This is a genomic window from Shinella sp. OV683 (assembly GCF_057787725.1).
Genome location: NZ_CM173543.1, coordinates 5,529,815 through 5,552,125 on the forward strand (window position 1 = coordinate 5,529,815; position 22,311 = coordinate 5,552,125).

The 22,311-nt window shown below is 59.9% G+C and carries 23 protein-coding genes and 1 pseudogene; 12 read left to right on the top strand and 12 right to left on the bottom strand.

The window, feature by feature from the left end; translation table 11 throughout:
• Positions 1-14: 14 nt before the first annotated feature.
• Entirely contained in the window at positions 15-848 is an 834-nt protein-coding gene (locus tag ACXHRN_RS26775; RefSeq protein ID WP_488639300.1) for a DUF2066 domain-containing protein, read from the bottom strand.
• 6 nt (positions 849-854) lie between these two features.
• Positions 855-1,310, bottom strand: a complete 456-nt coding sequence (locus ACXHRN_RS26780; RefSeq protein WP_488639301.1) for a hypothetical protein — start codon at positions 1,308-1,310, stop codon at positions 855-857.
• Between the two features lie 157 nt (positions 1,311-1,467).
• On the opposite strand from ACXHRN_RS26780, the gene ACXHRN_RS26785 reads away from it, so the two are divergent.
• The 6 genes from ACXHRN_RS26785 (at position 1,468) to bfr (ending at position 6,750) form a co-directional block, all read left to right on the top strand.
• Positions 1,468-2,247, top strand: coding sequence for a DeoR/GlpR family DNA-binding transcription regulator (locus tag ACXHRN_RS26785; RefSeq protein WP_488639302.1), 780 nt, complete (start codon positions 1,468-1,470; stop codon positions 2,245-2,247).
• Positions 2,248-2,379: 132 nt separating this feature from the next.
• The gene (locus ACXHRN_RS26790) at positions 2,380-3,585 is read left to right on the top strand and encodes an MFS transporter (RefSeq protein ID WP_488639303.1); all 1,206 of its coding nucleotides are present in this window, start codon (positions 2,380-2,382) and stop codon (positions 3,583-3,585) included.
• 86 nt (positions 3,586-3,671) lie between these two features.
• Positions 3,672-4,271, top strand: coding sequence for a bifunctional nicotinamidase/pyrazinamidase (gene pncA, locus ACXHRN_RS26795; protein WP_488639304.1), 600 nt, complete (start codon positions 3,672-3,674; stop codon positions 4,269-4,271).
• 21 nt (positions 4,272-4,292) lie between these two features.
• Entirely contained in the window at positions 4,293-5,600 is a 1,308-nt protein-coding gene (gene pncB / locus ACXHRN_RS26800; RefSeq protein WP_488639305.1) for a nicotinate phosphoribosyltransferase, read from the top strand.
• Between the two features lie 164 nt (positions 5,601-5,764).
• Complete coding sequence (locus tag ACXHRN_RS26805; RefSeq protein ID WP_488639306.1) at positions 5,765-6,076, top strand: (2Fe-2S)-binding protein; 312 nt, start codon at positions 5,765-5,767, stop codon at positions 6,074-6,076.
• Between the two features lie 188 nt (positions 6,077-6,264).
• Positions 6,265-6,750 (top strand): bacterioferritin, encoded by a 486-nt coding sequence (gene bfr / locus ACXHRN_RS26810; protein ID WP_488639307.1) that lies wholly within the window; start codon positions 6,265-6,267, stop codon positions 6,748-6,750.
• Positions 6,751-6,834: 84 nt separating this feature from the next.
• Here bfr and ACXHRN_RS26815 read toward each other — a convergent pair whose 3' ends face one another.
• From ACXHRN_RS26815 to ACXHRN_RS26845, 7 genes are all read right to left on the bottom strand, one after another.
• Positions 6,835-7,359, bottom strand: a complete 525-nt coding sequence (locus tag ACXHRN_RS26815) for an RNA pyrophosphohydrolase (protein WP_488639308.1) — start codon at positions 7,357-7,359, stop codon at positions 6,835-6,837.
• 7 nt (positions 7,360-7,366) lie between these two features.
• Positions 7,367-8,566, bottom strand: a complete 1,200-nt coding sequence (locus ACXHRN_RS26820) for a divergent polysaccharide deacetylase family protein (RefSeq protein ID WP_488639309.1) — start codon at positions 8,564-8,566, stop codon at positions 7,367-7,369.
• A 66-nt stretch (positions 8,567-8,632) separates the two neighbouring features.
• Positions 8,633-9,964 carry a S41 family peptidase gene (locus ACXHRN_RS26825; protein ID WP_488639310.1) on the bottom strand — a complete coding sequence of 444 codons (1,332 nt, stop codon included), beginning with the start codon at positions 9,962-9,964 and terminating at the stop codon, positions 8,633-8,635.
• Positions 9,954-11,351: a murein hydrolase activator EnvC family protein gene (locus tag ACXHRN_RS26830; RefSeq protein ID WP_488642037.1), complete on the bottom strand. Its 1,398-nt coding sequence runs from the start codon at positions 11,349-11,351 to the stop codon at positions 9,954-9,956. Before ACXHRN_RS26830 ends, ACXHRN_RS26825 begins: the two co-directional genes overlap by 11 nt.
• An 82-nt stretch (positions 11,352-11,433) precedes the next feature.
• Entirely contained in the window at positions 11,434-11,916 is a 483-nt protein-coding gene (gene rlmH, locus ACXHRN_RS26835; protein ID WP_488639311.1) for a 23S rRNA (pseudouridine(1915)-N(3))-methyltransferase RlmH, read from the bottom strand.
• A gap of 109 nt (positions 11,917-12,025) precedes the next feature.
• Positions 12,026-12,454, bottom strand: a complete 429-nt coding sequence (rsfS, locus tag ACXHRN_RS26840) for a ribosome silencing factor (protein WP_488639312.1) — start codon at positions 12,452-12,454, stop codon at positions 12,026-12,028.
• Positions 12,455-12,559: 105 nt separating this feature from the next.
• Positions 12,560-13,774: a ubiquinone biosynthesis hydroxylase gene (locus ACXHRN_RS26845; protein ID WP_488639313.1), complete on the bottom strand. Its 1,215-nt coding sequence runs from the start codon at positions 13,772-13,774 to the stop codon at positions 12,560-12,562.
• Between the two features lie 78 nt (positions 13,775-13,852).
• Between ACXHRN_RS26845 and tesB the strand changes: the two genes are divergently transcribed.
• The 3 genes from tesB (at position 13,853) to ACXHRN_RS26860 (ending at position 16,766) form a co-directional block, all read left to right on the top strand.
• Positions 13,853-14,737 (top strand): acyl-CoA thioesterase II, encoded by an 885-nt coding sequence (gene tesB, locus ACXHRN_RS26850; protein WP_488639314.1) that lies wholly within the window; start codon positions 13,853-13,855, stop codon positions 14,735-14,737.
• A gap of 223 nt (positions 14,738-14,960) precedes the next feature.
• Positions 14,961-15,311 (top strand): P-II family nitrogen regulator, encoded by a 351-nt coding sequence (locus tag ACXHRN_RS26855; RefSeq protein WP_488639315.1) that lies wholly within the window; start codon positions 14,961-14,963, stop codon positions 15,309-15,311.
• A 30-nt stretch (positions 15,312-15,341) separates the two neighbouring features.
• Positions 15,342-16,766 (top strand): ammonium transporter, encoded by a 1,425-nt coding sequence (locus ACXHRN_RS26860; protein WP_488639316.1) that lies wholly within the window; start codon positions 15,342-15,344, stop codon positions 16,764-16,766.
• Between the two features lie 476 nt (positions 16,767-17,242).
• On the opposite strand, the gene melA is transcribed toward ACXHRN_RS26860, so the two are convergent.
• Positions 17,243-18,595, bottom strand: coding sequence for an alpha-galactosidase (gene melA, locus ACXHRN_RS26865; protein ID WP_488639317.1), 1,353 nt, complete (start codon positions 18,593-18,595; stop codon positions 17,243-17,245).
• A gap of 227 nt (positions 18,596-18,822) precedes the next feature.
• Here melA and ACXHRN_RS26870 point away from each other — a divergent pair, with 227 nt between their 5' ends.
• The 3 genes and pseudogenes from ACXHRN_RS26870 to ACXHRN_RS26880 all read left to right on the top strand — a co-directional run bounded on the left by ACXHRN_RS26870 (position 18,823) and on the right by ACXHRN_RS26880 (position 20,495).
• Positions 18,823-19,785, top strand: coding sequence for an endonuclease/exonuclease/phosphatase family protein (locus ACXHRN_RS26870; protein WP_488642038.1), 963 nt, complete (start codon positions 18,823-18,825; stop codon positions 19,783-19,785).
• A gap of 12 nt (positions 19,786-19,797) precedes the next feature.
• The gene (locus ACXHRN_RS26875) at positions 19,798-20,235 is read left to right on the top strand and encodes a YqaA family protein (RefSeq protein ID WP_488639318.1); all 438 of its coding nucleotides are present in this window, start codon (positions 19,798-19,800) and stop codon (positions 20,233-20,235) included.
• Positions 20,236-20,292: 57 nt separating this feature from the next.
• Positions 20,293-20,495: pseudogene (locus ACXHRN_RS26880) on the top strand (TOBE domain-containing protein).
• Between the two features lie 16 nt (positions 20,496-20,511).
• Here ACXHRN_RS26880 and tsaA read toward each other — a convergent pair.
• On the bottom strand, positions 20,512-21,027 hold the full coding sequence (gene tsaA / locus ACXHRN_RS26885; RefSeq protein ID WP_488639319.1) for a tRNA (N6-threonylcarbamoyladenosine(37)-N6)-methyltransferase TrmO: 516 nt from the start codon (positions 21,025-21,027) through the stop codon (positions 20,512-20,514).
• 11 nt (positions 21,028-21,038) lie between these two features.
• On the bottom strand, positions 21,039-22,265 hold the full coding sequence (locus ACXHRN_RS26890; RefSeq protein WP_488639320.1) for an AGE family epimerase/isomerase: 1,227 nt from the start codon (positions 22,263-22,265) through the stop codon (positions 21,039-21,041).
• Positions 22,266-22,311: the final 46 nt, after the last annotated feature.

Genomic DNA, 22,311 nt, shown 5'->3' on the forward strand with positions numbered 1-22,311 from the left:
TTGCGCAACATGCTTTAGTTTTCGCCGCGAACGGAAGGATCGGGATTGCCGTTCCTCGACAGGATCTGCGCCGCGCCCCTGACGGCGACCCTGAAGGCTTCGTCGAAATTGACACCGCGTACCATCCATTGGACGGGCTTGCCGTGCGACTCAATCCGCCAAGTGGCGACCCACCCGAGATCCTGGTCGCTCCATATCAGCTGGCCCATCACGGCGACATCATCGGTCGACGGAATATCGCTGGGTTCAAGTTCGCCGATTCGATCTCGATTCGATTTTGCGAGCAATTCCGTCGCCTGCGCGCGTGTCGGGAAATCGATCGTGAAGGCCAGCGGCGTGGCCGCGGCATCGAAGGCCTCGCGCATGGCCTTGTCGCGATCATTGTCAGCGACGACGTCATAGGCTTGCTCGTCACGTTGGACATCCAGGAAGATCGTCAGCTTTGGTCGAGCCGACAGCCAGGGCCGGCTTCCAAGCTGCGCAAGAAGCCGATCGATTGTCTCTGGCTGATATCGACAGGTGAGGTCATGCGGACGATCATAGGTACCCTGTTCGTCATGAATGGGGATGCCTTCCAGTCTGTCGCGATAGGAATAAGAGTGAACGAAGTCACCCGCTCTTGCCCGCAGTTCGGCCATTTGCGGCCGCTTCGGTAGCCGTTGGTCGCCGGAAACGCGCACCAGAACCTTGTCGAGACAATCCTTCAAGCCGGCCTGCCTGTTCTTCGCGCCTTGCCCGGTGACTATCGTCACCGCTTGATAAAGAGAAGCCTTGCTGCCTGCGATGGCTGCAGAATGCCCTATGCAAAGTGTTGGTATCATGCAGAGCAGAGCGGACCATCTGTGCATTGAGCCTCACTTGCAAATGGGGGCGAGGGTGAGTTGCAGTTCGATTTCCTCGGCGCTGGGCAACGGGCTCTGGTTTGTGGGGCGCTTTGGCGTGATCCAGCCGAACAGTCCTTCGAGCGGGATGGATTCACGCAACGTTTCCGCCGGCGCTATGATGCATTTGAGCGTCGTGCCATTGCCGCAGAGATGCCAGTTGCCGTCGTCGGACGGGCGTTTCACCACCTTGCTTGGGTCGAAGAAGAACTTGCTGCCGGCACGGTCGGTTATCTTTTCGCCGTCCTTTTCCATGAAGGGCTCGGAGGCCGGGCGGCAATCCAGCCAATTGCAACACGAGCCCCGGCCGTCATTGCGCTCAAAACCGCTATAGTCCTGCCCGGTCTCCGCGTCGGTATGCGCATAGCCGACAGCGGGAATGGTGAGAACGAGCCAGAGTAGTGAGGAAAGGTGAGCTTTTGTCGACATGGCGCATTCCAATGAGTTTTGGTAAGCCATCACGAAAATTGCGCCCGTTTTGCACGGCTGCCAAGAGCACACTTCAAGCTCACCAAAATTTGTTCGCCGCCCTTGACATCGTTTGCACGTTTATGCATGTTTGTGCCAATTAATACCGGATTCGTGCATGTCCAACTTGGAACTCCTTCTTCATGAACGCCAAAACCTCATCCGCAAGCGCCTTGCGGACGAAGGGCGGGTGATTGCGGCCGATCTCGCACAGGAATTCTCGACGTCTGAGGACACGATACGCCGCGATCTCCGGGAAATGGCGGCGGCCGGGCTCTGCAAGCGAGTTTATGGCGGTGCCTTGCCGGCGGATGTGCTGGACTACGATACTTTGACCAAGCGCGTGTCCGCCCAGCCTGAGCGCAAGCATGCCTTGGCGCAGGCGACCATCGGCCTGTTTTCTGCCGGCATGACCCTGTTCATCGACGCAGGCAGCACCAATCTGGCAATCGCGCAGGCAATCCCGGCAGGGCTGCCCCTTGTTGTCATCACCAATGCGCCGGTGATCGCTGCGGCCCTTCTGGACAAGCCGGGCGTCGATGTCGTGGTGATCGGTGGCAGGCTCGATCAGAAATCCGGCGCGGTGCTGGGTTCCAAGGCGATGCAGGATGTGGCCGGCTTTCATCCGGACCTCTGTGTGCTCGGCAGTTGCGGCCTCGATGTCAGGACTGGCGTCACAGCTTCCTTTTTCGAGGAGGCCGAGTTCAAGCGATACATTGCCCTGCGCAGCCGTGCAGTGGTCGCGGCCATCACCAATGAGAAGCTCGGCGTGCCGGCTCCATTTGCGGTGATCCCGCTCGAAAATTGCCGGCACGTCGTGGTGGAGCATGATGCCGACAAGACGGCGGCTGATGCCATCGCCCAGCCTGGCACGAATGTAATCCGGGCTAAAGCCTGATTGAATGTGGCAATTGGCGGGAACAGCTCCGGCCAGTCTGCTTTGCCAAGAAATTGAAATCGCTTTCAAGGGTTGCTCGCAGCCGGAAAGCCAAGAGGGCAGCCAGAGAGACTGCCTTTGTCTGGAGGGAACATGACCGAGCAATCCGCAACCGCGAGCCCGCCGCGCCTGGTTGGATCGATACCCAGGGAGCGGATCGCCGTCTGCCTGCTGTTTCTGGCCAATGGCCTCTATATCGGTGGCTGGTCGGCGAAAATCCCTGAATTGTCGCTCAGATTGGGTTTGACGCCGCAGTTCGTCGGGCTCCTGCTCGTCGCGTTCGGCGTCGGCTCGATCGTCATCATGCCGATCGGCGGCGCCCAGATCGCCAGGTTCGGCTCGACCGCCGTGCTCAAGGCGACATCGCTGATGTTCCTGCCGGTCATGCTGATCATCACGTTTGCGCCCAATGTCTACGTGGCGGCGCTCGGGGTGTTCCTCTATGGCGGTTTTGCCGGCGCAATGGATATCGCCATGAATGCCAATGCGGTCGAGGTCGAAAAGGCCATGCGCAAGTCGATCATGTCGTCCTGCCATGCGTTCTGGAGCCTGGGTGCATTGATCGGTGCCGCCACCGGTGGTTTCCTGATCGACCATTTCGGCGAAATCCCGCATGCCTTCATTGCAACTGCGGCCGCAGCGCTGGCGATGCTGATCGCCTTTCCGACAATCCTGCCGGACGGTCCGCATCATGAGGAGACGCATGAGGCCGCACCGAAGACCAGCATCTTCAAGAGCCCGCTTCCGTGGCTGCTTGGCATCATGGCGCTGTTCTGCATGATCCAGGAAGGCATCGTCATCGACTGGAGCGCGCTCTATCTCAACCGCGAACTGCAGGCGACCTTGACGGTCGCAGCCTTCGGCGCGGCCGCGTTCCATGGCACGATGACCGTCATGCGCTTCTTCGGCGACGGCATCCGCGACCGTCTCGGCGCGGTGCGGACAATGCAGGTCTCTGGCGTGATTGCCTTTATCGGCATGCTGATCGGTGGTTTTGCGCCCAATGCCTGGGTGGCGATCGCAGGTTTTGCTCTGTCCGGCCTCGGCGTTTCCAACCTCGTGCCGATTGCCTTTTCCGCAGCCGGCAATCTGCCCGGCATGGCCAAGGGCGTGGGCCTGTCCGTTGTCACCGCCATGGGCTATTCCGGCACCTTGTTTGCGCCCACTTTGTTTGGTTTCGTTGTCGAGCATACCGGCTACCAGGCCATCTACATCGCCACCCCGATGCTGCTGATCGTGGTCATGGCCTTGTCCGGCCTTGCGCGCCACGCCGATGGAATCAAAGGCGGCGGACATTGATTTCGCCGCGCTTTTGCTGACTTCGTGGCTTGTCTCCGGGCGTCAAACATGGTTGACCTTGATGCTCTGAAAAATGAGGTGTCCAAATGGCGGCTGAAGCGCTTGTCGTGATCGATGTCCAGAACGATTTCTGCCCCGGCGGCGCGCTTGGCGTCACCGACGGCGATCGGATCGTGCCGGCCGTCAACCTGCTGATCGAGCGCTTCCAGCATGTGGTGTTGACACAGGATTGGCATCCCCCTCAGCATTCCAGCTTTGCCTCCACGCATCCCGGCAAGTCTCCGTTCGAGACGGTCGCCATGCCCTATGGCGAGCAGACGCTGTGGCCGGATCACTGCATCCAGGGCACGACGGGTGCCGAGTTTCACCCGGGGCTCGTCTGGACCAAGGCCGAAAACATCATCCGCAAGGGTTATCGGAGGGATATCGATTCCTATTCGGCGTTCTTCGAGAACGATCGCAAGACGCCGACCGGGCTCGGCGGCTATCTCAAGGAACGCGGCATCGGCAAGATCACGCTGTGTGGGCTGGCGACCGATTTCTGCGTCGGCTTTTCGGCGCTGGACGCCATCAACAGCGGCTTCGAAGTAGAGCTGGTGCTGGACGCCTGCCGGGGAATAGATCTCGGCGGCTCGATGGCCGCCATGCTCGACCGGATGAAGCAGGCCGGCGTCGCGCTGTCATAGCATTGCAAGGGGAGGTGCCGCATGGCGGCCAAGACTGATATCGCCAGGCGTGTCTACAATCACGCCTGGAAGCTCGACCCGATCGTCCGCAGCCTGCTGGACACGGACTTCTACAAGCTTTTGATGCTGCAGATGATCTGGAAGCTTCATCCGGACGTCAATGCGACGTTTTCGGTGATCAACCGGACCAAGTCGGTGCGGCTTGCCGATGATATCGACGAGATGGAATTACGCGAGCAACTCGATCATTGCCGCGAATTGCGCTTCAGCAAGAAGGAAATGATCTGGCTGGCGGGTAACACCTTCTACGGCCGCCGCCAGATTTTCGAGCCCGAGTTCCTCGCCTGGCTCGCCAATTTCCAGCTGCCGGCCTATGAGCTGTCACGCAAGGACGGTCAATACGAGATCACGTTCGAAGGCCGCTGGGTGGAAACCACGATGTGGGAAATCCCGGCACTGGCGATCATCAACGAGCTGCGCTCGCGCGCGGCGATGAAGGGTCTTGGCCAATTTACGCTCGACATCATCTATGCGCGCGCCAAGTCGCGCATGTGGGACAAGGTGCAGCGGCTGCGGCAATATCCGGGCCTGCGAATCTCTGATTTCGGCACGCGGCGCCGGCATTCCTTTCTCTGGCAGCGTTGGTGTGTGGAAGCGTTGAAGGAAGGTATCGGCCCTGCCTTTACCGGCACATCCAACGTCCTGCTCGCCATGGACACCGATCTCGAAGCGGTCGGTACCAATGCGCATGAACTGCCGATGGTGAAAGCCGCGCTTGCCCGGACCGACAAGGAATTGGGCGAGGCGCCGTACAGGGTGCTCGAGGACTGGACGCAGCTTTACGGCGGCAACCTGCTGATCGTGCTGCCCGATTCGTTCGGCACGGCGGCCTTCCTGCGCAACGCGCCGGATTGGGTGGCAGACTGGACGGGTTTCAGGCCCGACAGCGCCCCGCCGATCGAGGGCGGCGAGAAGATCATCACATGGTGGAAGGAGCATGGCCGCGATCCCCGCGAAAAGCTGCTGATCTTCTCCGATGGACTGGATGTCGATACGATCATCGCGACCTATAGGCATTTCCAGGGGCGGGTGCGGATGAGCTTTGGCTGGGGCACCAACCTCACCAACGATTTCCACGATTGCGCGCCCGACGGCGTGGTCGGGCTCGAGCCGATCTCGGTGGTCTGCAAGGTGACGGAAGCCAATGGCAGGCCCGCGGTGAAGCTCTCGGACAACCCGCGCAAGGCGACCGGCGAACCCTCCGAAGTCGAGCGCTACAAGCGCTATTTCGGCACCGAGGATTTCCACGAATTGCTGGTCAAGGTCTGATTTCATCAATTCCTGCTCGACCGATCGCCGAATGATGGTTTTGCATCAGGAAAACTTGTCGCAGTTTGTTGAATTTCGCACGCCTGCGACATAAGTTATCTTGACACATACACTCCCCTTTTGATTAAAGAGGGCGAGTTAGTTTTCGAACGGATTCTCCGGCCATGATGGTTTGCAGCTGCAATATCATTACCGACAAGGACATCAGGGATGTGATCACCTCACTCCTCGATGAAGACTGTTGGCAGCTGATCGTGCCGGGCAAGGTCTATCACGCCATGCAGAAGCGTGGTCGTTGCTGCGGATGCTTCCCCAATGTCGTCGATATCATCGTCAAGACCACGCAGGATTATCATGCCTCGCGCGATTCCAACGGTGTCGAAGTCATCGATTTCATGGAGCGCCTGAAGGCTTTCCATGTCGAACAGAAGACGGCCATCATCGAGCGCCGCCATCGCACCGCTTCTGCCGCCTGATTTTCTCGATTTCCCCTTCCATACTGTTGCACCGCTTTTGCGGAGTATTGCGCGTGCCCATTTTTCGCGGCGGCGATCTGTGATCGATGAAATAAAACTGGAATGATTCTAAAAATTTCTCGACTTTCGAGTGCAATGCTGTTTTTATCGCCACGGAATTTGAATGTCATAAGAAGGAGTATTCGGTCATGAAGGGCGATGCAAAAGTCATCGAACGGTTGAATCAGGCGCTGTTCCTGGAGCTCGGTGCGGTCAACCAGTACTGGGTCCATTACCGTCTTCTCGAGGACTGGGGCTTCCAGAAGCTCGCCAAGAAGGAGCGGGCCGAATCGATCGAGGAAATGCACCATGCCGACAAGCTCGTGGCACGAATCATCTTCCTCGAAGGCCATCCGAACCTGCAGACACTGGCGCCGCTCCGGATCGGCCAGAACCTCAAGGAAGTGCTGGAAGCCGATCTCGCCGGCGAATATGACGCCCGCACCGCCTACAAGCAGTCGCGCGACATCTGTCACGACGCCGGCGACTATGTGTCGATGAAGTTGTTCGAAACGCTGCTGGCGGACGAAGAAGGCCATATCGACTTCCTCGAAACGCAGCTCGACCTGTTCGCCAAGCTCGGCGAAGAGAAGTATGGCCAGCTCAATGCAGAGCCGGCAAACGAAGCCGAGTAAGCTTTTGGGCTAAGACATCAACGAAAAACCCGCCGAGCGATCGGCGGGTTTTTGTTTAGAGCAATGCCCGTCGGACGGGATTGCTTAAGCTTTCACGCCCGACAGATGCGCGAATTCCTTGACCACCTGGTCATAGACATTGCGCTTGAAATGCACGATCAGCTTCGGCAACTCTTCCATGCGCTTCCATTCCCACTGGTCGAATTCCGGCTCGTGGCCGCCCGGCGGCGGGTTGATGGCGATCTCGCTGTCGTCGCCTTCGAAGCGGAAGGCAAACCAGGCCTGGGTCTGGCCGCGATATTTGCCCTTCAGGCCGATGCCGATCAGGTGTTCCGGCAGATCGTAGTTGATCCAGTCGCTTGCCCTGGCAATCACTTTTGCTGACGTGATTCCGGTTTCCTCGTAGAGTTCACGATAAGCGGCCTTTTCGGGGTCTTCGCCCTTGTCGATGCCGCCCTGCGGCATCTGCCAGAGTTCGGGCGAGCCGTCATATTCGGAATTGCCCACCGGAATGCGGTGGCCGGCCCAGACCAGGCCGTCACGGTTCAGCACCATGATGCCGACGCAGGGGCGGTAGGGCAGGTCTTCGGCCTTGATCTTCTTGCTCATATCTTCCTCAATTCGGGACTTCGGCCAGCACTGAGACGCCGACAACCTCGATGCCGCGGCCGCCGGCTTCCTTCGCCCATTCGCTGATCGCGTCAATGCTTTCGTCGAAACCCGAGGCGACGCCGATGGCGCTGCCCTTGCGGAAAGCGACGCGCTCGAGTTCGTCGAGCTTCTTCAGGATGGCGGTGCGGTTGACCTCATTGTCGAGCACGACGTCGGCAAAGGCTTGCGGCATGGTAAAGGCCTTGGCGTAAGTCGCTGAGAGTGATTGTGCCGACGAGCCATCGTCGAGAAACAGCAGGCCACGGCTACCGATGTCGCGCATGATCGGCTCCAGCGCCGTCGTGTCCGCCAGCATCCGGCCGCCGAGATAGTTCATGATGCCGGTGTAGTTGGTCATCTTGCCCATCGATTCGTGCAGCAGTTTCAGATTCTTGGCTTCGGAATTGTCATGCAGCAATGTCAGCGGGCCGGGATCGTTGTCGGGGTAGTCGAAGGGCTCGAGCGGCACCTGCAGCAGCACTTCATGGCCGCCGCGCCGAGCTTCGGGCATCCAGCGCGTCAGCGAATTGCCATTGGCCGCGAAGGCGACGGTGATTTCCTCGGGCAACGTCTTTAGCGCCCGCTGGGTGCCGGTCTGGCTGAGCCCCAGCCCGCCGATAACGATGGCGATGCGCGTGCCACGGGCGCCTGACCAGGGGCGGGCGTAGCGATCGACCGGACGGGTGCCGTCAGCGGAGACAACAGGCAGCTTGCCCTCCGGCGTGTCCTCGATCAGGGCATCGTCCGGATAGGCCGCCATGTTCGGATCCTGGGCGGAGTTGGCAGTCGCGTCGATGATCACCGGACCGTTCTTGTCACGGTCGCGCGGGGTGATCTTGGTGACGATCGAGCCGTCGTCCATCACTTGCCTTTCGACATTGGCGGCATCGAGCGGTTTGGTGCGCTTGAGCTTGTCGAATTGGCTGGAACTGGAATCTGCCTCGTCCGCGAGAAGTTCGGGAGTGGCTTTCTCGGTCTTGGTGGCGTCGGCCACCGCGACGGCGGGTTTCTCGAGCTTTTCCGGGCGGGTCAGCGGATAGACCGAGGCGCCGACTGCGCCGATCACGACAAGGACGGCCAGCAGGCGGCCAAGCGTGAGGAAGGACCGGCGCGGAGTTGGGTTCTTTCGGTCCTGGCCCAGGGGTGTGTGAATACCGGAATTCAAAGGGTGCCCGCCTGCCCCTGGAAGAAGAGAGAAGCGGCGGGATCCGAAAATCCCGCCGCGATCGATTTACTTTGCCTGTTCGGCGGCAACCGCCTTGGCCTGGTCCGGCGGGTAGGCCGGGTCGATCTTCTTGCCGCGCAAGAGATCGAAGGCGTAGTTAAGCTGGACGTCGTTCTTCGGATCCGGCGGAACATAGGCCTGCGAGCCGGAGCCTTCGTCGGTTTCGTTCTGGCCCTTGATGTGGCCGGTCAGCGCGGATTCGGCAGCCTTTTCGATCTTGCCCTGCAATTCAGGCGGGATCGGCTCTTCGACCTTAATGTCAGGCGTGATGCCGATGCCCTGGATCGACTTGCCCGACGGCGTGTAATAGAGCGCCGTGGTCAGGCGCAGCGCGCCGTTGTCGCCGAGCGGGATGATCGTCTGGACCGAACCCTTGCCGAACGAGCGGGTGCCGAGAATGGTCGCACGCTTGAGGTCCTGAAGGGCGCCGGCGACGATTTCAGATGCCGAAGCCGAGCCGCCGTTGGTCAGCACGATTACCGGCTTGCCGTTGACGAGGTCGCCTTCGGTTGCCGAGAAGCGTCGGGTTTCGCTTTCGACGCGGCCGCGCGTCGAAACGATCTCGCCCTTGTTGAGGAAGGCGTCGGAGACGTTGATCGCCTGGTCGAGCAGACCACCCGGATTGAGGCGCAGGTCGAGGACATAGCCCTTGAGCTTGTCGTCCGGCACCTGTGCCTGGATCTTCTCGATCGCCTTCTTCAGGTCGTCATAGGTCTTTTCAGTGAAGGAGATGACGCGGAGATAACCCACGTCGCCTTCGACACGAACCTTGACAGCCTGCACGGCGATGATGTCGCGCTTGATGGTGATTTCGATCGGCTTGTCGGCGCCCTTGCGCAGGATAGTCAGCTTGATCGGTGTGCCGACTTCGCCGCGCATCTTGTCGACAGCGTCTTCAAGCTTGAAGCCGCGCACATCCGTGCCGTCGATCTTGGAGATCAGGTCGCCGGCCAGCACGCCAGCCTTGGCTGCCGGTGTGTCGTCGATCGGGGTGATGACCTTGACCAGATCATTTTCCATGGTGACTTCGATACCGAGGCCGCCGAACTCGCCACGCGTCTGGGTGCGCATGTCGTCCGCATCCTTGGCGTTCATGTAGCTCGAATGCGGGTCAAGCGAAGTAAGCATGCCGTTGATCGCGGCTTCGACGAGCTTTTCCTCGTTCGGCGGGGTCACATACTGCGCCCGCACGCGTTCGAAGACTTCGCCGAATATGCTGAGCTCCCGGTAGGTCGATGTTCCCGCGGCTTCGGCCGGAATGCCGGCGGCATTGACCGCCATCATCGCCGTCGAACCCAACAACGCGCCGAGAAGCACCAAAGAAGTTTTACGTATCATTTCGTGCCTTTCCAAGGTCTTTGGCGGACCACCAAGATCGCGAATCGACCGGTTTTCCGTCCTTTCGGAATTCTATGTATAGTGTCGGACGATCCGTTTCCAGATTAAGTCCCGCCGCACTAGCAATTCTCTTTGCTCCCATCTGGCCGATCGGTTCGCCGGCCACGACGAATTGTCCCTGCCGGGCGGTCACCATGTCCATGCCTGAAAGAACAATGTGATAATTCTCCCCGGCATTCATGATTACCATCTGGCCGTAGCTGCGGAACGGTCCGGCAAACATCACCCATCCATCCGCGGGCGCCGTCACTACAAGACCCGCTCCGGCCGCCACCGTCAAGCCCTGCGCGGGATGGCCGGTGCCATCGTCGTCGCCGAAGAACCGCAGCACATTACCGGCCACCGGCAGGTCGAGCTTGGCCGTCAGCGTTGAAAACGCATATGCTGGAGCAATGCGGTTTTTGTCGGGCAATCCAGTCTCGGCCTCGCGCCTGGCAGTTTCGATTTCGTCCGCGGTCAGGTTCTTGCGCTTGAGGTCCTCGGCCTTGGCGGCAGCGGCGGCATCGCGGGCCGAGGCGATGTCGCGCTCCATCGAGGAAATCAGGCCTTCGAGGCTGGTCGCGCGGGCTGCCAGCTCGGCGGCGCGCTTGCTTTCGCTCTGCAACTCCTCACGGTTCTTCTTGCTGAGCTGGTCGTTGGCGGCAACCAGTTTGGTCATCCGGCCTTCTTCCTCGAGAGCCGACGCCATCGTGGCGACATAGCGCTCTTTTTCCGAGGCAATCGCGACCTTCAGGTCCATGAGCGATTTTAGGTCCGCCGCAAGTTTCTCGGTTTCGCCGCGAATGCCGGGCACCACGGCGCCGAGCAGGATGGCGCTCCGGACCGAGGAAAGCGCATCGTCGGGCGTTACCAAAAGGGCGGGGGGCGGATTGCGCCCCATGCGTTGCAGGGCCGCAAGCACCTCGGCCAGCACGCCGCGCCGGGATTTGAGCGATGCCTTTGTCGCCTTCTCCTTGCCCTCGAGTTCCTTCAGCCGGGCCTCGTTGCCCAGCACCTGACGTTCGAGATCCTTGCGGCGGGCAGCGGAGGCGACCAGCGCCGAGCGGATGCCGGCCGAGGTCTTCTCGATGCCGGCAAGGTTGATCTCAAGGGCCTGGGTCTTGGACTTGGCATCGGCGATGGATTTGGCGAGGTCGCGCAATTCGCTGGCGGTGGCATTGCGGCGGATCGTCAGCACGCCTTCGGCGCTAACCGAACTGGTCTCTTGCGCTGCGGCGCCGGGGATCGATTGGGTCTCTTGCGAATGGGACGGCATACCGGTCAGGGCAGCACAGAGCGCGATTGCACCCGCCGTCCATCGACCTTTCGTCGTCCTACGCAAAATCATCCGCACCAGAATTCGCCGCATCCCTAGCAATCGGCGCGAACTTTATGCTGATTTGTTGGAATGGCCAACTCATTTGATTGGGTCAGACCCGGTGGTAGGGATGGCCCGACAGGATGGTGACGGCGCGATAGAGCTGTTCGGCGATCATCACCCGCACCATCTGGTGCGGCCAGGTCATCTTGCCGAAGCAAATCATGTGCGCCGCGCGCTCGGCAAGCGCTGGGTCGAGGCCATCGGGGCCGCCGATCGCCACGACCAGGTCGCGCTTGCCCTGGTCGCGGATGCCGCCGATGAGGTCGGCGAAGCCGGGGCTGTCGAGCGCCTTGCCGCGTTCGTCGAGCAGGATGAGCACGGCGCCTTCGCCCAGCATCTTGTCGAGATGGGTGGCTTCCTCGCGCTTGCGGGTCTCGGCGTTCGAGGCGCGGCTTTCGGTGATTTCGTTGATTTTGGCGAGTTCGAGGCCGATAGCAGGCCCTGCCTTGGCGAAGCGATCGAAATAGCGCTCGGCCAACTCTTTTTCAGGCCCGTTTTTCAGCCTGCCCACCGCGAACAAGGAAATCCGCACTGTCGGCACTCCAATTCCGGACCAAATCTTCTCTTGCGGAAGGAAAGCCCTTCCGCAGATTGCATATCATGCCATACCCACAGCCGTTTTATGCGGCCGCGTGGATCTACTAGTGTACCGTTTCCTCATCGAGATCCGGCGCAGCCCACATCTTTTCAAGATTGTAGAACTCGCGAATTTCCGGACGGAAGATGTGGATGATGATGTCACCTGCGTCGATCAGCACCCAGTCGCCGGTCTCCAGACCTTCGACGCGCGCCGAACCGAAGCCACCGGCCTTGATGTCATCGATCAGGTGGTCGGCAATTGCCGTGACATGCCTGTTCGACCGGCCCGTGACCACGACCATGTAGTCGCCGAGCGCAGATTTGCCAGTGATGTTGATTGGGGTGACGTTTTCCGCTTTTGAGTCCTCGAGGCTTTCAAGGACCAGCTTAAGAGCGTTGGCGGCAGTATCGTTACTGCGCTCCATGCTCGGGGAGTAGGCAAAAGGCGCTACTCCTTTTGCGTGCACTGTTGTCAGAGTCATTCCTTTCATCTTGAACAGGACAGGCACCCAGATGCGACGCACCCGGATGTCTAAAGATAGTCATCAAACCTTAAAACTTTCAAGACAAGGAAGTTAACTATTTTGTATGAGCCGTTAAGGCAGCAAGCCCTGCAACAGTTTTGGGTCCTGCGTGTTGCCCACGCCGGCCGCCTGCTTGATGAAGAAGCTCTTCAATCCCGGCATCCGCTCGACCAGGCCAAGTCCGAAATCGCGGGCGACGCGAATGGGCGTGATGTCGTTGGAAAACAGCCGATTGAGCACATCCGTGGTGACGCCCATGCGGAACGTGTCGAAGCGCCGCCAGGACTGATAGCGTTCAAGCGCGGTGAGTGCGCCGATGTCGAGCCCCAGCCGGTCGGCGTCGACGATCGTCTCGGCAAGGGCTGCGACATCCTTGAAGCCGAGATTGAGGCCCTGGCCGGAAATCGGATGGATGCCGTGGGCGGAATCGCCGGCAAGCGCGAAACGATCGGCGACGAAGGCGCGTGCCATGGTCAGGCCGAGCGGAAAGGCGCGCCGGCCGGCGACCACTTTGAGCGTGCCCAGCTTGTGGCCGAAGCGGCGCTCCAGCTCTTCCTCGAACACCAGGTCGTCGGAGGCGACAAGCCGCTCTGCATCCGGTGTGCGTTCTGTCCAGACCAGCGATGAGCGGTTGTTCTTCAGCGGCAGGATGGCGAACGGTCCGGCCGGCAGGAAATGTTCCTCGGCGATGCCGTCATGCGGGCGTTCGTGCTCGACTGTGGTGACGATGCCCGACTGGCCGTAATCGAAATGCACGGTCTTGATACCGGCGATATCGCGGAGCTTGGATTTGACGCCGTCACAGGCGACCAGCAGCCGGGCCGATAGCGTCGAGCCATCGGAGAGCGTTGCCGTCACGGAGCCCGGAACATTCTTGAAATCGTCGACGGTGGCGCCGTAGCGCAGTTCGACGCCGAGTTCCTCGGCCCTGCGGACGAGCGGGCCGACCATGGCGGGATTCGGCACCATATGGGCAAACGGTTCGCCGGCCGCGACGTCGCCATCGAAGGTCAGGAAGACCGGGCGAACGGGATCGGCCGTTTTCGAATCGGTGATGATCATCTTGTTGATCGGCTGCGCCTCGGGCAGCATTTCTTCCCAGACGCCCAGCGCATTCAGCATACGGCCGGCCGCGGCGGCGATGGCCGATGCGCGTCCGTCCTTCTTCCAGCCGTCGCGCGCGCCGGCATCGACCACCATGATCTTGAGATGCGGCGCTGCCTGCTTGATCGAGACCGCGACCGAAAGGCCGACATATCCGCCGCCGGCGACCAGAATATCGAGCATCGGAAACTCCCTTGCTGATGAATTGGCTTGGAGTATAGAGGATGTGCAACTGCGAAGAAACCGCCGGAGAATGCCAAAATGACGCGCCCAGACATCGTTGTCTCGAACATGCAACATCTGATCGGCATTCTGGACCTCGAGAAGATCGAGGAGAACCTTTTTCGAGGCTCCAGCCCCAATGTCGGCTGGCAGCGAGTGTTCGGCGGGCTGGTGATCTCGCAGGCGCTGGTGGCGGCGCAACGCACCGTGGTCGCCGATCGCTTCGTGCATTCGCTGCACAGCTATTTCCTCAGGCCCGGCGATCCCTCGGTGCCGATTCTCTACGACGTCGAGCGCATCCGCGATGGCGGCAGCTTTACCACCCGTCGCGTCGTGGCAATCCAGCATGGCAAACCGATCTTCACGCTTTCGGCCTCCTTCCAGCTCGACGAGCCGGGCTTCGAACATCTGTCCACGATGCCCGATGTGCCGCCGCCGGAAGAACTCGACGATCCGGCGTCGGTGGCGGAAAAATTCCTCAAGGGCGCGCCCGAGCATATCAAGCGCTACTGGCTGCGCGAGCGGCCATTCGAAATGCGTCCGGTTTCGATGACCCACTACATCTCAGACGAGCCGCAGCCGCCGCTGCAGCATATCTGGGTCAAGCCGAATGGTGTTGTTCCCGACGACCGGGCGCTGCAATCGGCTTTCCTCGCCTATCTCTCCGATATGACCCTGCTCGACACATCGCTGTTTCCGCATGGCCGTTCGGTGTTCGACCAGACACTGCAGGTGGCCAGTCTCGACCATGCCATGTGGTTTCACAGTTCGGAGAAAATCGACGACTGGTTTCTCTATACGCAGGACAGTCCGTTCGCCGGCGGCGCCCGTGGATTGAGTTTTGGGTCCATCTACAACCGTTCTGGACGGCTTATTGCGTCGGTTGCCCAGGAAGGTCTGATTCGTAATCGTGCAAATGATTAAATAGAGCGCATTTTTCAAAAGTTGCCTATTTTTTAACCGACGATCTCGGAAACATTTGCACGTTTTTTAGTGCATTTAAAAATTTTCCTTAAAAAACAGTAACTTACTCACCGTCCGTGAAACTGGCACGCCCCTTGTATGAGAGAGGGGAGTCACGGGAGGGCAGCAAGGTTATCCCGCGATTACGGAGAGGCGGCCCGCCGCCAGAGTTATTCGTCAAAGGATGGGAAACCAGATGAAAATAGTGATGGCCATTATCAAGCCGTTCAAGCTGGATGAAGTGCGCGAAGCGCTCACAGCTGTCGGCATTCAGGGCCTGACCGTGACCGAGGTAAAGGGTTACGGCCGGCAGAAGGGACACACGGAAATCTATCGCGGCACCGAATACGCCGTCAGCTTCCTGCCGAAGCTGAAGATCGAACTCGCCGTTTCGAGCGAACTGGTGGACAAGGCCGTCGAGGCAATCGCCACCGCAGCCAAGACCGGCCAGATCGGCGACGGCAAAATCTTTGTTTACTCGATTGATCATGCCGTGCGCATCCGCACCGGCGAAACCGATTCCGAAGCGCTCTGACGGCCGGAAATTGCAGGGGAGTTTTACCTGATGTCACTAACCAAGCTTACATATTCTCTCAGCCGGGTAGGTATTGCGCTTGGCGCAATGCTTGCGCCGGCTATCGCGTTCGCGCAGGAAGCGACGACCGCAGCAGCCCCCGCCGTCGCGCCCGCCATGACGATGGACAAGGGTGATAACACCTGGATGCTCGTTTCCTCGGCCCTCGTCCTTCTGATGACCGTGCCGGGCCTCGCACTGTTCTACGGCGGCCTCGTGCGCACCAAGAACATGCTTTCGGTGCTCATGCAGGTGCTGGTCATCGCAGCCGTCGTGTCGCTGATCTGGATCGTCTACGGCTACTCGATGGCCTTCACCAACGGTGGCAGCCTGAACAGCTTCGTCGGCGGCTTCTCCAAGATGTTCCTCAACGGTGTCACGACGTCGTCGCTGGCGGAAACATTCTCGAAGGGCGTTGCTATTCCCGAGCTCACCTTCGTGATCTTCCAGATGACGTTTGCCTGCATCACGCCGGGCCTGATCGTCGGTGCAGTTGCCGAACGCATCAAGTTCAAGTCGATGATCCTGTTTGCGATCCTCTGGGTGACCTTCATCTACTTCCCGATCGCCCACATGGTCTGGTTCTGGGGCGGTCCGAGCGCATATGGCGATCCGTCTGGCCTGATCTTCTCGTTCGGCGCGATTGATTTTGCCGGCGGCACCGTCGTTCACATCAATGCCGGTATTGCCGGTCTGGTGGGCGCGATCATGCTAGGCAAGCGCATCGGCTTCAAGAAGGAAGTCATGGCTCCGCATTCGATGACGCTGACCATGGTCGGTGCTGCCCTTCTGTGGGTCGGCTGGTTCGGCTTCAATGCCGGCTCCAACCTCGAAGCCAACGCTTATGCCTCGCTCGCCTTCATCAACACCTTCGTGGCCACCGCTGCTGCGGCTGTGTCGTGGTGCGTGGTTGAAACGCTCATGCGCGGCAAGGCCTCGATGCTCGGCGCCGTATCCGGCGTGGTTGCCGGTCTGGTTGCCGTGACCCCGGCTGCAGGCTTTGCAGGTCCGCTCGGTTCGATCGTTCTCGGCCTTCTCGTCTCGCCGCTGTGCTACTTCTTCGTCGGCGCGGTGAAGAACAAGTTCGAATATGACGACAGCCTGGACGTCTTCGGCGTCCATTGCATCGGCGGCATTTTCGGCGCCCTCATGACCGGTATCCTGGTCAACCCAGCTCTCGGCGGCGCCGGCATCGTTGATTACTCGACCGCCGACTTCGCAGCGACCTACGCCGGAACTGCTACGCAGGTCTTCAACCAGCTCAAGGGTGTTCTCGTGACGCTGCTCTGGTCGGGTATCGGCTCGGCCATCCTGTGGAAGATCACCGACCTGATCTTCGGTCTGCGTGTCTCGGTGGAAGCCGAACGCGAAGGTCTCGACCTCTCGTTCCACGGCGAAACCGCCTACCACAACTGATAAAGCAATTGCGGCGCCCTCATCGGGCGCCGCTCACACTCCTGTCGCGGCAATGGGAAACTATGCCGCTCTTGGCCCGAGGCGAAAGCTTCGGGCTTTTTTTGTGCAGAGCAAGTTCGGGTCGGAAATTATTTGCCGGCGCTATCAAGCCTCGAGCATTCTGAGCATAGCGGCTTGCCGCCTGTGCCCTGTCTGAGATTTTCCGTCTCTATGTTATTGCCAATATTGCAGTTCGTATTGTCGTGATGGACGTTCTGCTTCACGGAATGCCAAGGCGATTTCTTCGGCATGCTGGTGCTCCCTGATGTGTTCATAAACGCAGCGTAATTACCATCATCTTCAGGGAAAATCAACTTTTACGAGATATGCAACTTTATGCAATCTAAAGATTGCAGATAAGAGTTAGCTCAAACAAAAACCCTCCGCCGGCTGCCGGCGGAGGGTTTTCATGCTTCCGGTCGTGACCAGTAGAAAGATCACCCCCGAGCCCATTCAGGCAGCCAGGTGCCATGCGCCTCGAGCAAGCCGTCAACCAGCTCCCAGATCTGGTCGAGGTCGAGTTCGGCCGCCGTGTGCGGATCCATCATCGCGGCGTGGTAGATGTGCTCGCGGTTTTCGGTCATCAGCGCCTTCACCGTCAGTTCTTGGACGTTGATGTTGGTGCGGATCAGCGCCGTCAGCTGGGTCGGCAACTCGCCGATAAAGGTCGGCTGGATGCCGTTGGAATCCACCAGGCACGGCACTTCGGCGGCACAATTCTCAGGCAGCGAGGTGATGCAGCCATTGTTGCGGACATTGCCGTAGATCACCGACGGTGCGCCGGTCCAGACCGAGTTGATGATCTCGGAGGCATATTCGTGGCTTTCCTTGATCTCGATCGTATTGGTGTTCTTCAGCACCTCGGCCTCGTTCTTCCAGCGGGCGATCTGCTCGACGCAGCGTTTTGGATATTCATCAAGCGGAATGCCGAACTTTTCGATCAGATCCTCGCGGCCATCCTTGATGAACCACGGCGTATATTCGGCGAAATGCTCCGAGCTTTCGGTGACGAAATAGCCGAGACGGGTCAGCATTTCGTAACGCACCTTGTTGGGGCAGCGCGGGTTCCAGTGGCTCGGCTTCGGGAAACGGCCCTCGCGATAGCCGGCCAGCAGATCGGGATAGAGGTTCTTGTAGGAGCCGTCGGGCTGGCGATGCTCGAAGTTGAGATAGAAGGCCATGTGGTTGATGCCGGCGGCGCGATAGCGGATTTCCGAGACCGGGATGTCGAGGTCGCGGGCCAGCTCAAACGCCGTGCCCTGCACCGAATGGCAGAGGCCGACCTGCTTGATCGTCGGAAATTTCTCGGCGATCGACCAGGTGTTGATCGCCATTGGGTTGACATATTGCAGCAGGATGGCGTTCGGGCAGACCTGAAGCATGTCCTCGCAGATCGACCAGAGATGTGGCACGGTGCGCAGGCCGCGCATGATGCCGCCGACGCCGAGCGTATCGGCGATCGTCTGGCGCAGTCCGAACTTTTTCGGCAATTCGAAATCGGTGACGGTGCAGGGTTCAAAGCCGCCGATCTGGAAGGCGACGATGACGAAGTCGGCCTTGTCGAGCGCCCGGCGCTGGTTGTCGTGGGTCTCGACCTTGGCCGCGACGCCGAGGGTCGAGACGATCTTGCCGGCGACGACAGCGCTTTCGGCCAGACGCTCGGGATTGATGTCCATCAACGCGATCGTCGCACCGCCCAGAGCCTGGCGCTGCAGCACGTCGCCGATGATGTTCTTCATGAAAACCGTTGAACCGGCGCCGATAAAGGCGATCTTTGGGTTCCGTGTCATTTTATGCTTACTCCGAAATCAAGCCAACTGAGTTGACGACCAGCATATAAACAAAGAAAAAAACCGATAAGAGGACGGATATGCTTTTGCGGGTAATTTTGTGCTCAGGCTGGAAATTTGCTCGATGTCCTGCCCACCGGCGGGATGGACGACTTGGTGATTGCCTTGGCCACGCAATCCCCTGTAGAAGGCAGCGATACTTAACAGGATGATATGACGTGCTGCGAATGTTATTCCTCATCTTCGAAGTCGTCTTTCTCGCCGGATTGTCGCTGACTGTTTTTTCCGGACGGCAATTTTGGCCGCTTGATCTCCTCACCTTCTTCTGGACCTTGGTGATCGCCTTTGCGGTGCTGGTGTTGCTGGCGTCGCTGTTCCTGCCTGGTCTCGGCGTCAAGATTGTTGCGGTGATCGCCATCGGTATCGCCTGCGTGCCGGTGATCCGTATGCCGCCGGCACCGACGACGGCCGAGGAACACAATCTCCGGCTCATCACTGCCAATCTGTTCGTCGAGAATACCGATCCGCGCGAGTTCGTGGCCTTTCTGGTCAAGGAGCAGCCGGATATCGTGGTGACCCAGGAGACGACGCCGGCCTTCGAGGATGCGATCCGCAATTCCGGCCTGTTTCCGTTCGAGAGCAGCCGCGACATGCGGGCGCGCGACGACAAGAAGGTATTCAGCCGCTTTCCTTTGAGAGAGGAAACCCAGGTCAGTGAGTCAGTCGGCTCGTCGGTGCTGGAGCGTCATCCGATGCGGCTGGTGGTCGATACGCCGAGCGGGCCGCTTGTCCTCTACGCTGTCCATCCCGACAGCCCGCGCGATCCCGATCGCTGGCAGCAACGCAATCTCTATCTTGAGACATTGGCGCATTATGTCGCTGCGGAGCCGAAGACCTTGCCGGTCGTCGTTGCTGGCGACTGGAACACGCCACCATGGTCGGCCTTTTTCAGGGCGTTTTTCGACAAGACCGGCTACCGCTATCTCCAGGGGTGTTCCTGGCCCGCAACGACGCGATTTCTCATGCGGTTCGAGTCCTTCATGACCTTCGGTTCGACGATCGATCATGTTGCGTTGTCGCCTGACGTGACGATGTCGGATTGGCAGATCGGACCGAAATTCGGCTCAAACCACCTGCCCGTCATTGTCGATCTCGGCGTACCGCACACTGCGGCGCTGGCTCAGAAATAGCCGATTGCGCCGATGAGCCTGCTCGCGGCCTTTGGCGGCCTGTTTCTTGCCGCGTTGATTGCCGGTTCGTTTCTGCCGCTGCAATCCGAAACCGTGCTTGCGACACTGCTGTTGACGACGGACTATTCGGTCGTCCTGCTGGTTCTCACCGCCAGTGTCGGCAACACGCTGGGCGCCGTCATCAACTGGCTGCTGGGTCGGGGGATCGAACGCTTTCGCGATCGCCGCTGGTTTCCGGCAGGTCCCGCGACCCTTGAGCGTGCGCAGGCCCGCTACCAGCGCTACGGCAAATGGAGCTTGCTGCTCAGTTGGGTGCCGATCATAGGCGATCCGCTGACGGTGATTGCCGGAGTGATGCGAGAGCCGCTTGGCATGTTCATCCTGCTGGTGGCGATCGCCAAGACCGGTCGCTATATCGCCGTCGCGACGATTACCCTGAGCTGGATGTGAGCCGTCATTTGAGCGCTTTAGCCGGCATGCTATGTACCGTGCAAATCAAACTGCACCATGAAGATCAGCGCACGCAATCGCCTCAAGGGCAAGATCGTCGACGTCAAGCTCGGTGCGACCACTGCACATGTCTGCATCGATGTCGGCGGCTCGATCCTGCGTCGATCACCAACGAGGCGGTTGCCGAACTCGGCCTGGCCGTCGGTGGTGATGCCTATGCGGTCGTCAAGGCATCCGACGTCATGGTCGCCATCGGCTGAGGATCTCGTCTTCGGATCAGATTTTTTCGCAATGACCCTTCGGCCCGGTTTCGAAATCGCCGGGCTGGGGTGGCGCGATCGGTTTGAAAAGCGTCCGGTCGGGCTTGATGTCGAGAAGCGGCGTGCCATCGAGGCAATCCATGCCGCGCACATAGAGTAGCGCGCCGTCGACCTTGTCGAGCACGACGATCGACGTGCCGATTGGGTTTGGCCGGACCGGCGATCTGAGCGAAAACGTGCCATGCACCTTGCCGCTGCTGGCCGGGCTTTGCAGCACGAGATCCCGTCGCGATTGATCCAGCCAGTAAAGCACTTCCAGTCGCTCGAATCTCTCAATGCCCTGGAGTGCCGCAACCCACGGCTCGAAGATCTCGATCGTGCAGATGGGGCCGTCGTGGCGGCCCTGGCGCGGCGTCATCATCCGCGATGTCCAGGGCGTCGAGATCCGGCCGATATAGCGGAGATGCGCGTCCGACGGTTCTGGTGACGTCACCGCCACTTCGTTTTCGCGGATCTCGTTTTCGCGCACCACGGCTGTGTCCTCTATTCTGCCTGTTGCTCGATGATGCCCTTGGTCAGCGAGCCGTCGGCCGGATAGATCGGGATCAGGCAGGCCTGCAGCGCATGATAAATGTCGGCCTTGCCGACAAACAGCTCATGCGACGGTACCAGGTTCTCGTCGAGCTCTTCGTGCCAGCCGCCTTTGTCGCGGTCGAGAAATTTGGAGGCAATGGTGTTCCAGATCAGTCGGTAGCACTCTTCATGCATGTCCGACGGCGCGTGATTGATGAGGAAGGACGCAGCGCCCGCGCCTTCGACCATCGGCCACCAGAGCTTCGAGCGTTTGGCCGGCTCGTCGTTCCAGTCCAGCGTATAGAAGAAGCCACCCTTGTTGATATCCCAGCCGAGCGCCATCGATTGGGCGAACAGCGCCTGTGCCGCTTCCAGCATCCAGTCGTGCTGGCGGTCGCCGAGTGCATAGAGTTGCAACAGCAGGCGTGACCATTCCAGCCAATGGCCGGGCGTGGTGCCCGAAGGCCGGAACATTTCGTTGCCCTTGTAGTCCTTCAGCAGGTTCCAGTTCTCGTCGAAATGCTCGCCGACCCGGAAGCCCGTCTCGCGCGCGCGCCTGTTGATGATGAGATCGGCGATGCGCTCGGCCTTTTGGAGATAGTGGTCCTCGTCGGTTGCCTCATAGGCCGCCATCAGGGCTTCGGTCAGGTGCATGTTGGAATTCTGGCCGCGATAGCCAGGAATCGGTGACCAGTCCGCAGCAAACTCTTCGGCGATCGCGCCGTGCTTTTCTTCCCAGAATTTGGTGTCGAGGATTTCAGTGACGTCGGCCAGCATGTCTTCGGCCAGCGGATGGCCGATCAGCGAGGCCGACGATGCCGCCAGCAGCACGAAGGCGTGGCCGTAGCCCTGCTTGGTCGCATCGACCGGGCCGGAATTGTCGACCTGCCAGTAATAGCCGCCATGCTTGGTGTCGCGATGGGCGTTCCAGAGGAAGTCCATGCCATGATCGACGAGATCGGCCGAGCCGGGACGGCCGAGCAGATGGCCGATGGTCATGCAGTGGACCATGCGCGCGGTCGAATGGATGCCGCGCACGGCATTGTCCGGGTTCAGCGGCTTGCCGTCCGGATCGAAATCGTAAAAGCCGCCCTTGGGATTGATTGAACGCCACTGAAAATAGTCAAACAGGCGATTGGCTTCGCCGCGCAGCCAGTCGCGATGGGTGGGAAGGTTCAGCCAGTTGTCAGCAGTCATGATGCAATCCTTAGGGTAGCGCGGCCTTGCAATGGGTCGGCCTTGC

Coding starts and splice junctions, on each gene's coding strand:
- ACXHRN_RS26775 (WP_488639300.1), bottom strand. CDS start 848: ATGCACAGATGGTCCGCTCTGCTCTGCATGATACCAACACTTTGCATA.
- ACXHRN_RS26780 (WP_488639301.1), bottom strand. CDS start 1,310: ATGTCGACAAAAGCTCACCTTTCCTCACTACTCTGGCTCGTTCTCACC.
- ACXHRN_RS26785 (WP_488639302.1), top strand. CDS start 1,468: ATGTCCAACTTGGAACTCCTTCTTCATGAACGCCAAAACCTCATCCGC.
- ACXHRN_RS26790 (WP_488639303.1), top strand. CDS start 2,380: ATGACCGAGCAATCCGCAACCGCGAGCCCGCCGCGCCTGGTTGGATCG.
- pncA (WP_488639304.1), top strand. CDS start 3,672: ATGGCGGCTGAAGCGCTTGTCGTGATCGATGTCCAGAACGATTTCTGC.
- pncB (WP_488639305.1), top strand. CDS start 4,293: ATGGCGGCCAAGACTGATATCGCCAGGCGTGTCTACAATCACGCCTGG.
- ACXHRN_RS26805 (WP_488639306.1), top strand. CDS start 5,765: ATGATGGTTTGCAGCTGCAATATCATTACCGACAAGGACATCAGGGAT.
- bfr (WP_488639307.1), top strand. CDS start 6,265: ATGAAGGGCGATGCAAAAGTCATCGAACGGTTGAATCAGGCGCTGTTC.
- ACXHRN_RS26815 (WP_488639308.1), bottom strand. CDS start 7,359: ATGAGCAAGAAGATCAAGGCCGAAGACCTGCCCTACCGCCCCTGCGTC.
- ACXHRN_RS26825 (WP_488639310.1), bottom strand. CDS start 9,964: ATGATACGTAAAACTTCTTTGGTGCTTCTCGGCGCGTTGTTGGGTTCG.
- ACXHRN_RS26830 (WP_488642037.1), bottom strand. CDS start 11,351: ATGATTTTGCGTAGGACGACGAAAGGTCGATGGACGGCGGGTGCAATC.
- rsfS (WP_488639312.1), bottom strand. CDS start 12,454: ATGAAAGGAATGACTCTGACAACAGTGCACGCAAAAGGAGTAGCGCCT.
- ACXHRN_RS26845 (WP_488639313.1), bottom strand. CDS start 13,774: ATGCTCGATATTCTGGTCGCCGGCGGCGGATATGTCGGCCTTTCGGTC.
- tesB (WP_488639314.1), top strand. CDS start 13,853: ATGACGCGCCCAGACATCGTTGTCTCGAACATGCAACATCTGATCGGC.
- ACXHRN_RS26855 (WP_488639315.1), top strand. CDS start 14,961: ATGGGAAACCAGATGAAAATAGTGATGGCCATTATCAAGCCGTTCAAG.
- ACXHRN_RS26860 (WP_488639316.1), top strand. CDS start 15,342: ATGTCACTAACCAAGCTTACATATTCTCTCAGCCGGGTAGGTATTGCG.
- melA (WP_488639317.1), bottom strand. CDS start 18,595: ATGACACGGAACCCAAAGATCGCCTTTATCGGCGCCGGTTCAACGGTT.
- ACXHRN_RS26870 (WP_488642038.1), top strand. CDS start 18,823: ATGTTATTCCTCATCTTCGAAGTCGTCTTTCTCGCCGGATTGTCGCTG.
- ACXHRN_RS26875 (WP_488639318.1), top strand. CDS start 19,798: ATGAGCCTGCTCGCGGCCTTTGGCGGCCTGTTTCTTGCCGCGTTGATT.
- ACXHRN_RS26890 (WP_488639320.1), bottom strand. CDS start 22,265: ATGACTGCTGACAACTGGCTGAACCTTCCCACCCATCGCGACTGGCTG.